Raw genomic sequence first — 10,624 nt, forward strand, 5'->3', positions numbered from 1 at the left:
GTCTTTAGTACTGATGATGCTGTTCGCTCTAACAACAATTCTTGCAGCCTGTTCCTCAGGTGAAGAAGATGTTGCAGAAGGCGACGAAGGCGAAGCAGTGGAAGAAGAAGTCCAAGATACATTGATCTTCGGTCGTGGGGGCGATTCTGTAACGCTCGACCCGATTGGCGCGACAGACGGAGAATCGTTCAAAGTAACAAAGAACATTTTTGAAACACTCGTTAATTTTGGCGAGCAGGACACAGACGTAGTGCCAGAGAACAACGGACTTGCTGAGTCTTGGGAAATTTCTGAGGATGGCCTGACGTATACATTTGATCTTCGTGAAGGCGTCTTATTCCATGATGGAACAGAATTTGATGCGAATGCAGTTGTTGCGAACTTCGAGCGTTGGGCAGCAGGAGACGCAGACAGCGCTCCGTACTACTCATCAATGTTTGGAGGCTATGCAGGTGAACCGGGCCATATCATCGAATCGGTTACTGCGGTAGAAGACCATGTAGTCGAATTTAAACTCACACGACCTTCTGCACCATTCCTGAAAAATTTGGCGATGAGCCCATTCGGTATCGCTTCACCAACTGCATTTGAAGAATTGGGTGAAGAGTTCGGCAACAATCCTGTTGGGACAGGCCCATTCCAATTTGTTGAATGGCAGCGGAATGATACAGTGACTGTAGAACGTTTTGAAGATTATTGGCAGGAAGGTCTCCCGAATCTGGAACGCATTATTTTCCGGGCAATTCCGGATAACTCAGCTAGACTGAATTCCCTTCTCTCTGGAGAAATCGATTTGGCAGACGGCATTAACCCGGCTGACGCAGCAACAATTGCAGATGAACCAGAACTTCAGCTCTGGGAGCGTCCATCTATGAACATTGGCTACCTTGGGTTCACGACTACACGTGAACCGTTCGATGATCCGCTTGTTCGTCAGGCGTTGAGCTATGCGATTGATAAACAGGCGATTGTAGATGCATTCTTTGAAGGGTATGCTGAAACAGCAAAGAATCCACTGCCACCGGTCATCAGCGGATATAATGATGAAATTGAAGATTACACGTACAACCCTGAAAAAGCGAAAGAATTGTTGGCTGCGGCTGGATATCCGGACGGATTTGAAATGGAATTATGGGCAATGCCTGTACCACGTCCATATATGCCGGATGGTCAGAAGGTAGCAGAAGCAATTCAGGCTAACCTGGCTGACGTTGGTGTTACAGCTGAAATTGTTTCATTTGAATGGGCAACGTATTTGGAAAAAGCTAAAAATGGTGAAGCAGATGCATTCCTTCTCGGCTGGACTGGGGATAATGGAGATGCTGATAACTTCTTGTATGTGCTTTTGGATCAGGACAATATCGGTTCCAACAACTACACTCGCTATGAAAATCAGGAATTGCACGATATCCTGATTGAAGCGCAGACAGAGACGGATGAAGAAGCGCGGGCTGAGCTGTACAGACAGGCGCAGGAAATCATCCATGAAGATGCACCAATGGTACCACTTGCACATTCTACACCGCTCATTGCTGGAGATGCGGATATCACAGGATACACGCCGCATCCGACAGGTTCAGACAAACTGGACAATGTAGCATTTGAGTGATTTTCCCGGGGGAGAAGTCAGTGCGATTTCTCTCCCTTTTCTTTTGGTTTTTACATTACATAATGCATGAGATTGAGAGGTGAGAGCGATGCTGAATTATGCAGGAAGACGTCTTATGCAGCTGATTCCGGTTTTGCTCGGTATGACGTTTGTCGTATTTATGATTATTCGGGCGATTCCCGGAGATCCCGCCCAAGTTATTTTAGGACAGCAGGCGACAGAAGAAGCAGTCCGATCACTTCGGGCGCAATTGGGATTGGATGATCCATGGTATATTCAGTATTTCGAATACTTAGTAGGACTGGTAACCGGTGATTTGGGGAATTCCCTTCGAACTCAGGTACCGGTAGTAGAAGAAATTTGGCCGTACTTGGCAGCGACTATTGAATTGTCGATGTTCGCTATTATCATTGCTGTTATTCTAGGTGTGAATGCAGGGATCATCTCAGCATGGTTCCAGAATTCCTGGTTCGATTACACAGCGATGGTGTTGGCATTGGTCGGTGTTTCTATGCCGATTTTCTGGCTTGGCCTGATGAACCAGTGGATTTTCTCTATCGAACTCGGCGTACTGCCGACCACTGGCCGTGAGAATGTCAGGGATCCCGTTGAAGCGATTACGCATTTTTATATAATCGATACGATTATTACTGGCCGTTTTGATCAATTGACTGTTGTTTTCCGGCACTTAATCCTTCCGGGAACAGCGCTTGCAACAATTCCGATGGCCATCATTGCACGGATGACCCGATCAAGCATGCTTGAAGTCATGCGGGCGGACTATATCCGGACAGCACGTGCAAAGGGCATGAAGATGTTCTTGGTCGTTTATAAACATGCTTTGAAAAATGCGATCATTCCGGTTCTGACGATTATCGGCCTTCAGATGGGGCTGCTGCTCGGCGGAGCGATTTTGACTGAAACAATCTTTGGATGGCCAGGAATTGGCCGCTACATCTATGAAGCCATCGGATTCCGGGACTATCCGGTAATCCAGTCAGGTATCTTGGTCGTAGCGTTTATCTTCGTTATGATTAACCTGTTTGTCGACTTACTTTACAGTGCGGTGGATCCGCGCATTAAATACGATTAAGAAGGAGGGGAAGACGTTGACTGAAGCACCTGTTAATGAAAAAGTACAATCAGAGAAAGTGCCGGGTCCATGGGTGGAAGCATGGCGAGGGTTCCGCAAAAGTAAAATTGCGCTTGTCGGAATGGGAATCGTGCTGTTCTTCGTCGCCTTGGCGATCGTAGGTCCGCTCTTTGTGCCTGAGGGCATCAATGAACAAAAACTTGGAGAACGGCTCCTGCCTCCTTCTGCTGAACATTGGTTTGGAACAGATGATTTCGGCCGGGATATTCTATCCCGCATTGTCTATGGAGCACGAATTTCCCTGACTGTCGGGTTCCTGGCAGTTGTCGCTTCATCGATTATCGGCAGTATCCTTGGAATTCTCGCCGGTTATTACGGACGGTGGGTAGATACCATCATTTCCCGTATTTTTGATATTATGCTGGCTTTTCCGAGTATCCTGCTCGCAATTGCAGTTGTTGCAGTTCTTGGGCCTTCTTTGCGCAATGCTTTGATCGCCATTGCCATCATCAACGTGCCGAATTTTGGCCGTCTCATCCGTTCAAAAGTCCTTAGTATCAAGGAAGATGAATACATCACAGCAGCAAGAGCCATCGGTATGAAAGATGCCCGAATTCTGATTTCGCATATTCTGCCGAATTCGATGGCGCCGGTAATCGTGCAAGGCACATTGGCGGTCGCAACAGCAATCATTGAAGCTGCTGCTCTTGGATTCCTTGGTTTAGGTGCTCAAGCTCCGGCACCGGAATGGGGTAAGATGCTTGCGGATGCCCGGACATTTTTGACTACTGCTCCATGGACCATGATTTTCCCGGGACTTGCTATTATGCTGACAGTGCTCGGTTTTAACTTGATGGGAGATGGACTCCGGGATGCACTTGACCCGCGGATGAAATCATGATCTCAAGAAATGGGGCTGTTCCATTAACCTTGAAATCCAAACGGGCAGAGAAAAATCATTGATTTTTCTCTGCCCGTTTTTATTGCTGTGAGGAGTCACGTCACACCTGCTGCATCATTCATAAAAGACGGCGTTCTGTGTGATGCTCCTGCCTTTCAGGTGGATTTGAATGAATTCTTCGGGAAATGAAATACCATATATTATAAAAAGGCTGTTCCAAAGTCATTTTTCGTGACCTTCTGGAACAGCCTCTTTTCATTAATTTAAATAATACTCGCTAATCCGTTTTCAATTTCTTCACTGTGATAACTCTGGTATGCCAGGATGAGTAAATCAAGATGTTCCAGTTGCTCCTCATAGTCCAGGAGAGCCGATAAGACATGAAGCAGATGATAGGAGGAGAATTGTTCTTCTTCAGTTTGTGCAATGCTGATTTCTTTAACGAACACATCCATGACTTCCTGCCGTTTCAAATGTGCATCCTTATCGGATAAATCGCCAGTTTCTGGCCTAATTTTGCCGACGTATTTCATATGCAGGCGCTCTTCAAACGCCGCCAGCCGTTCCAGCCGATCTTCAATCATCATATGGAAATGCTCCGGCAGCTGCATCAATTCATTTTCATAATAATGCAGCCGTTTCAATACTTCATGGCTTTTCTTGGCCGTAGCAATCATCTGCCGGTACAGAACCAATTTCCGGGCCTTGATGTATTGCTGTTTTTTCGTATAGCTTCGTTCATCTTTGTAAAATGAATACCACTGATCCACTTTAATCAGCTGATCGGATAGCCTGTCGATGTCTTCTTTCAGCGCAGTATGGGTGGATGTATGCTGGATGGAAATGCGCACCCAGCGGATAATATCCTGACTCACTTCATTAATGGACTTAAACAGTTTCGTCTCATACTTCGGCGGCAAGAAAATGAGATTCACGATAAAGGCAGAAAGAACACCGACTAATACGGTCGCAAGGCGAAGTGCTGCAAACGTCAGGAAATCTTCCTGCTGCGCCTCCATGACCGCGATGATCGTGACCAGTACCAATGGAATCGTTTTATCAATCTTAAGCCGCAGCATGATCAGAATGGTCAGTACGATGGCAAATCCTACAGAAATATGATGAGCACCGAGTGTCAGCACAAACAGAACGGCAATCACAGCTCCTATTATATTTGAATACACTTGCTCAATCACCGTCTGAAATGAACGGTAGATGGATGGCTGCAGTGCAAAGATGGCTGTGATTCCTGCAAAGAATGAAGCGGGAAGACCGAGCAGTTCGGCTACATATAAAGCGAGTGAGACTGCTATGCCGGTCTTCAGAACACGTGCCCCCAATTTCATCGGTTGTGTGCCTCCTTTCCGTGACTCATTCGCCCAGCTGCCGGAAAGCCTGCCGCACAGCTTCAAGTGTGACAGATATATCTTTTTCCGTATGGGCGGTCGTCAGAAACCAAGCCTCGTACTTGGAAGGAGCCAAATTGATTCCCTGTTCAAGCATAAGACGGAAAAAGCGGGCGAACAATTCCCCATCAGTCGCTTCCGCCTGTTCGTAGTTTTCAACCTTGACATTCGTAAAGTAAACGGTCAGGGCGCCCTTCAGCCGGTTTATGGTAATAGGAATACCTGCTTGGGCTGCAGCTTTCAATATACCATCTTCGAGCAAACCGCCGAGTCGGTCAAGTTCCTCATAAACGCCTGGCTGCTTCAGTACTTCCAAACAAGCGATGCCGGCCCGGATCGAAGCCGGATTACCTGCCATGGTCCCCGCCTGGTAAGCGGGTCCAAGCGGTGCAACCGTATCCATGATTTCTTTTTTGCCGCCGTATGCGCCGATCGGCAATCCGCCACCAATAATTTTGCCCAGCGCTGTAAGGTCGGGCGTAAAGCCAAGGAGGTTCTGCGCTCCGCCGTAATGAAAACGGAAAGCGGTAATGACTTCATCATAGATAGTCAATGTTCCGTATTTTTCCGCTTCAGCATGCACAGTTTCCAGAAACCCTTCATTCGGTTCCACAATGCCGAAATTGCCGACGATCGGTTCAATGAGTATGCAAGCGAGATCTTCCCCCCATTTATCCATTGCTTCCTTATAAGCTGCCGGATCATTGAATGGGATTGTGATGACTTCCTGTGCGATGGACGGCGGAACGCCAGCAGAATCGGGTGTTCCGAGTGTAGCCGGTCCAGATCCCGCTGCAACGAGCACAAGATCAGAATGTCCATGATAACAGCCGGCAAACTTCATGATTTTCGACCGGCCGGTATAGGCGCGGGCTACACGGATCGTCGTCATAACCGCTTCTGTGCCGGAATTGACAAAACGGACTTTATCCATTCCTGGAATGGCTTCCTTCAGCATTTTGGCGAACGTTACTTCGTGGGTTGTCGGTGTGCCATACAATACACCATCAGCCGCTGCCTGTGAAATGGCCTTGGTGATATGCGGATGGGCATGCCCGGTAATGATCGGTCCATATGCGGCCAAATAGTCGATATACCGATTGCCGTCGACATCATAAAAGTAAGCGCCTTCCGCACGTTCCATCGCAACAGGCGTCCCGCCGCCCACAGCTTTATATGATCGGGACGGACTGTTAACCCCGCCGACGATATGTTCAAGTGCTTCCTGATGCAGTTGTTCTGATTTCGTGTGATTCACTGGATGTCCTCCTTCTGGATGCCTGTAACAGATCAATTCATTATTGGTTCTCCATTATCTATTCTAGACAAAATCAGTGCCATACGCCAAAGAAATTGAAAGAAAGCAAAGTGTCCGGTACGATAAGAAGCAAGAGAGGGAGTGAAGATTTTGACAAATTTAGAAAAGCAGCAAGCGCCGGATTTTAACCTGGCAAATGAAAAAGGGGAACAAATTTCACTGAAAGACTTTGCCGGAGAGAAGTATGTGGTCTTGTACTTTTATCCAAAAGATATGACGCCGGGGTGTACAACGGAAGCCTGCGATTTCCGGGATGCAGCAGAGGACTTCTCGCAATTGGATGCCGTCATACTCGGCGTTAGTCCGGATGAAGCGGAGGATCACACCCGATTCATTGAGAAGCATGGGCTGCCTTTTTCACTTTTGGTTGATTCCAATCACCGTGTATCTGAAGACTATGGCGTATGGGTGGAAAAGAACCGGGACGGGCAGAAGTACATGGGCATTGAGCGTTCGACCTTTCTGATTGATCTGCAAGGTACCATAATCCGGGAATGGCGGAAAGTAAACGTGGAGAATCACATCCGTGAAGTATTGGAAACACTGCGGACTGTTCAAGAGCAATGACAAAAGAACGATCAACAATCGTCCTGTTCACGTTTGTGCCCAAAGAACAGCAGCAGCGGCGGCTGCTGGATGAATTCCCGGATGTAACCTTTCTTTTTACATATCATGATAAAAGCCGCCTGGAAGAAGCGGAAATCATCGTTACCTATGGAGAAGATTTAGCAGAGAAAGACATTGATCGCGCCAAGAAACTGAAGTGGATCATGGTGGCGAGTGCAGGTATTGAAAAAATGCCGGCCAGTACTATTCAAAAGAAGGGTATCACCGTTTCAAATGTCCGTGGAATCCATAAAACACCGATGAGTGAATCTGTTCTTGCGCATCTCCTGGCATTGAAACGCTCTTTACCTTTCATTTATGAACAGCAACGGAAAGGAGAATGGAACCGGAAGAGCGGAGCTACAGAGCTGGCAGGCAGCACGGCGCTCATTCTTGGACCGGGCGCCATCGGCAGTGAAATCGGCCGCTTGCTGCAGGCATTCGGTGTGCGGACAATCGGCTGCAACCGCTCGGGTAATAATGCGAATTTCATGGAAAAAACGGTGCCCTATCCGGAATTAATGGCAGTTCTTCCGGAGGCTGACGTAGTTATCTCAGTGTTGCCAAGCACTCCGGAAACCCGTCATTTACTGACAGAAGCCCATTTTTATGCGATGAAAGATAATGCGGTTTTCATGAACTTCGGGCGGGGGGATCTCGTGTCTGACCAGGTACTGATCCATGCGCTTGAAGAAAAGCTGATCAGCTGGGCAGTATTGGATGTATTTGAAACAGAGCCGCTTCCGAAAGATCACCCGTTTTGGACAATGGATAACGTGATTGTGTCTCCCCATGTTTCAAGCCATTCCACTAAATATGTGGAGCGGTCACTCGATATTTTCATTCCGAACTTGAAAAAATGGCTGAAAGGCAAACGCGATTTCACCAATATCGTGAATCTGGAAAGGGGATATTGACATGAAAATCTATACAAAGACCGGCGATAAAGGCACGACTTCGCTTATATACGGGTCACGTGTTGCGAAAAACGATGTCCTGGTCGAAGCGTATGGTACATGTGATGAAGCAAACTCAGCAATCGGTTTGGCAATTTCTCATTTACACAATGAAACGTTCAATGAAAAAGAAGAGTTGGAGCGGATATTTCATGAAATACAAACCATGTTATTTCATGTCGGAGCTGAATTGGCAACTCCTCCTGGAAAAGAAGTTAAATGGAAATTAACGGAAAAAGACATCGATAATCTTGAAAAATGGATTGATCATTATGACAGCCAATTGGAACCGCTGAAAAACTTTGTGCTGCCAGGCGGCCATCCGGCAGGTGCCGGCCTTCATGTGGCTCGTACTATAGTGCGGAGAGCGGAGCGGGCGGCGATTTCAACAGGCGAACATATCCGGCCAAATGTACTGGCTTACTTGAACCGGTTGTCTGATTTTTTGTTTGTTGCAGCCAGATTTATAAATATGAGGCTACAGCAGACAGAACAAGGCCTGCATAGCTAATCCATCATCTGTTAATTTCTTGACACTATGCACTTTTCTCCGCTACACTTATTATAACAATTATAAAGTAGAGAACCTTTCGAAATGAGGTGCAGGGCGGTGTCTGAAGTGCAATTGAGAAATGCGCTGGATACGTTAAAATCGACAGGCGTAAGGATCACTCCCCAACGTCATGCGATTTTGGAATATATGATTCATACAATGACGCATCCAACAGCTGATGAAATTTATCGTGCGCTTGAAAAAACGTTTCCAAATATGAGTGTAGCCACTGTTTATAATAACCTGCGGGTCTTCCGTGAAGCCGGATTGGTAAAAGAGCTGACGTATGGTGATTCTTCCAGCCGCTTTGACTTTGTTACACATGATCATTACCATATCATCTGTAATGATTGCGGAAAGATTGTCGACTTCCACTACCCAGGTCTCAATGAAGTGGAACAATTGGCTTCGCATGTCACAGGTTTTCAAGTTAATTCACACAGAATGGAAGTATACGGTGTGTGTTCCGATTGTATGGAAAATAATACAGAACAAAAACGAGCGTGAATCCACGCTCGTTTTTTTATGTTCTTTATGAAGTGAACAGTGTTTCGTACAAGTCATTGCTGACATTTTTTGCTTTATTGCTGAATGGGTGTACTGTCGAGTCCGTCATCCAGGATAATCTGCTTTTGACCATTGCTGTCCGCCGCCAATTTACGGTTCAGACCCCAGAAGAACGCGATAATGATGACAGCTGTAATCACTGTACCGCCAATGTAAGCAATATCAAGCGGCAGACCAAAACCGATTTGTGCATTTAATATATATGTGAACGTAGCCATTGTAATGAACGTGGCAGGAACGGCTGCAATCCAGAAGTTTTTCTTTTGAATTGCCAAGTACATAGCTCCCACCCAAAGGGCGATCATCGCAGTCGACTGATTAGCCCATGAAAAGTAACGCCATAATAAATTGAAATCGACTTGTGTCAGCACAAGGGAAATTGCGAACATCGGAACAGCGATCCAGAGGCGGCTGCTGATTTTTCGCTGTGCGACATTCAGGTAATCCGCGACAATCATTCGAGCGCTTCGGAAAGCGGTGTCTCCTGAAGTGATCGGGAGGACAATAACACCGAGAACTGCAAGTGTACCGCCAATTGCACCGAGTGTTGTCATAGAGACTTCCCGGACGACGCCTGCAGGACCGCCGGCCGCCAGCAGTTCATTGAGCGACGCGCCATCGAAAATCGACATGGCAGCAGCGGCCCAAATCATTGCGATAATACCTTCTGCGATCATCATGCCATAAAAAATTTGGCGTCCCTGCCCTTCTTTTTGGGTAGTTCGGGAAATGATCGGTGATTGCGTGGCATGGAATCCGGACAATGCTCCACACGAAATCGTCAAAAAGAGAAGAGGGAAAATCGGCAGACCTTCGGGATGCAAATTTGTAAGAGTCAACTCAGGAATAGGATGACCTTGAATCAGCAGGGTGCTGCCAATGCCGATAGCGCTGATCACCAGCAAAGCGCCAAAGTATGGATAGAGACGGCCAATAATTTTATCCACCGGAAGGACAGTAGCGAAAATATAATAAATAAAAATAACCGCAATCCAGAGGCCGATTGACATCCAGCCAGGTGTCAGATCAGCCAGCAGTGCAGCTGGAGAGGTGACAAAAACCGTCCCGACAAGAATCAGCAGAAGCAATGAAAAAGCATTAACTACATGACGAAATGCTTTTCCAAGAAACTTTTCCGCCAGCTCCGGCAGGTGAGCGCCACGATTCCGGAGTGAAATCATCCCCGTAAGGTAGTCATGGACAGCGCCGGCGAAAATTGCACCGAGGACAATCCAGATAAAAGCGACAGGGCCGTAGAGCGCTCCCAGAATCGGGCCGAAGATTGGACCGACACCAGCAATATTCAGCAGCTGAATCAGCGAATTCTTTTTTTCGTTCATCGGTACGTAATCCACGCCATCGGACAGCGTATAGGCCGGCGTATTTCGTTCCGCTTTAACGCCAAAAACCTTTTCAACATATTTTCCGTAAGTAAGATACCCGATAATCAGCAAGGCAATAGAGACAAGAAACGTAATCAACTTATTTTCCTCCTAAAATAAAATCACAACAAAAGTTATTATAAGCGAAGCGCTTACAAAATAAACGATTTTTTTATGGAATCAAAAAAATTTTTATCAGAAGCCTTTGTTATGACGGACTGGAAAGAGGAATT

At 46.7% G+C, this 10,624-nt stretch carries 10 protein-coding genes; 7 read left to right on the plus strand and 3 right to left on the minus strand.

What is annotated here, in order from left to right:
* The first annotated feature begins 13 nt into the window (after positions 1 to 13).
* From B0X71_RS04830 to nikC, 3 genes are all read left to right on the plus strand, one after another.
* Positions 14 to 1,609 (plus strand): ABC transporter substrate-binding protein, encoded by a 1,596-nt coding sequence (locus B0X71_RS04830; RefSeq protein ID WP_408634135.1) that lies wholly within the window; start codon positions 14 to 16, stop codon positions 1,607 to 1,609.
* Between the two features lie 88 nt (positions 1,610 to 1,697).
* Positions 1,698 to 2,702, plus strand: a complete 1,005-nt coding sequence (locus tag B0X71_RS04835; RefSeq protein WP_077588386.1) for an ABC transporter permease — start codon at positions 1,698 to 1,700, stop codon at positions 2,700 to 2,702.
* Between the two features lie 16 nt (positions 2,703 to 2,718).
* Positions 2,719 to 3,603 carry a nickel transporter permease gene (gene nikC / locus B0X71_RS04840; protein ID WP_077588387.1) on the plus strand — a complete coding sequence of 295 codons (885 nt, stop codon included), beginning with the start codon at positions 2,719 to 2,721 and terminating at the stop codon, positions 3,601 to 3,603.
* A 263-nt stretch (positions 3,604 to 3,866) separates the two neighbouring features.
* Here nikC and B0X71_RS04845 read toward each other — a convergent pair whose 3' ends face one another.
* Both B0X71_RS04845 and B0X71_RS04850 read right to left on the minus strand, forming a co-directional pair.
* Positions 3,867 to 4,949, minus strand: a complete 1,083-nt coding sequence (locus tag B0X71_RS04845; protein ID WP_077588388.1) for an FUSC family protein — start codon at positions 4,947 to 4,949, stop codon at positions 3,867 to 3,869.
* Positions 4,950 to 4,974: 25 nt separating this feature from the next.
* The gene (locus tag B0X71_RS04850) at positions 4,975 to 6,267 is read right to left on the minus strand and encodes a glutamate-1-semialdehyde 2,1-aminomutase (RefSeq protein ID WP_077588389.1); all 1,293 of its coding nucleotides are present in this window, start codon (positions 6,265 to 6,267) and stop codon (positions 4,975 to 4,977) included.
* Between the two features lie 150 nt (positions 6,268 to 6,417).
* On the opposite strand from B0X71_RS04850, the gene bcp reads away from it, so the two are divergent.
* The 4 genes from bcp to perR all read left to right on the plus strand — a co-directional run bounded on the left by bcp (position 6,418) and on the right by perR (position 8,949).
* Positions 6,418 to 6,894, plus strand: coding sequence for a thioredoxin-dependent thiol peroxidase (bcp, locus tag B0X71_RS04855; RefSeq protein ID WP_077588390.1), 477 nt, complete (start codon positions 6,418 to 6,420; stop codon positions 6,892 to 6,894).
* Positions 6,891 to 7,850, plus strand: coding sequence for a D-2-hydroxyacid dehydrogenase (locus B0X71_RS04860; RefSeq protein ID WP_077588391.1), 960 nt, complete (start codon positions 6,891 to 6,893; stop codon positions 7,848 to 7,850). Before bcp ends, B0X71_RS04860 begins: the two co-directional genes overlap by 4 nt.
* Position 7,851: 1 nt before the next feature.
* Positions 7,852 to 8,400, plus strand: a complete 549-nt coding sequence (locus B0X71_RS04865) for a cob(I)yrinic acid a,c-diamide adenosyltransferase (RefSeq protein WP_077588392.1) — start codon at positions 7,852 to 7,854, stop codon at positions 8,398 to 8,400.
* Positions 8,401 to 8,484: 84 nt separating this feature from the next.
* Complete coding sequence (perR, locus tag B0X71_RS04870) at positions 8,485 to 8,949, plus strand: peroxide-responsive transcriptional repressor PerR (RefSeq protein ID WP_077588393.1); 465 nt, start codon at positions 8,485 to 8,487, stop codon at positions 8,947 to 8,949.
* 74 nt (positions 8,950 to 9,023) lie between these two features.
* On the opposite strand, the gene B0X71_RS04875 is transcribed toward perR, so the two are convergent.
* Positions 9,024 to 10,490, minus strand: a complete 1,467-nt coding sequence (locus B0X71_RS04875) for a carbon starvation CstA family protein (RefSeq protein ID WP_077588394.1) — start codon at positions 10,488 to 10,490, stop codon at positions 9,024 to 9,026.
* Positions 10,491 to 10,624 lie beyond the last annotated feature (134 nt).

This window comes from Planococcus lenghuensis (assembly GCF_001999905.1).
GTDB classification, from domain to species: Bacteria; Bacillota; Bacilli; order Bacillales_A; family Planococcaceae; genus Indiicoccus; species Indiicoccus lenghuensis.

Bases quoted from the DNA above. Each gene is read 5' to 3' on its own strand.
- B0X71_RS04830 (WP_408634135.1), top strand. From the start codon at position 14: ATGATGCTGTTCGCTCTAACAACAATTCTTGCAGCCTGTTCCTCAGGT.
- perR (WP_077588393.1), top strand. From the start codon at position 8,485: ATGAGGTGCAGGGCGGTGTCTGAAGTGCAATTGAGAAATGCGCTGGAT.
- B0X71_RS04865 (WP_077588392.1), top strand. From the start codon at position 7,852: ATGAAAATCTATACAAAGACCGGCGATAAAGGCACGACTTCGCTTATA.
- B0X71_RS04845 (WP_077588388.1), bottom strand. From the start codon at position 4,949: ATGAAATTGGGGGCACGTGTTCTGAAGACCGGCATAGCAGTCTCACTC.
- B0X71_RS04860 (WP_077588391.1), top strand. From the start codon at position 6,891: ATGACAAAAGAACGATCAACAATCGTCCTGTTCACGTTTGTGCCCAAA.
- B0X71_RS04835 (WP_077588386.1), top strand. From the start codon at position 1,698: ATGCTGAATTATGCAGGAAGACGTCTTATGCAGCTGATTCCGGTTTTG.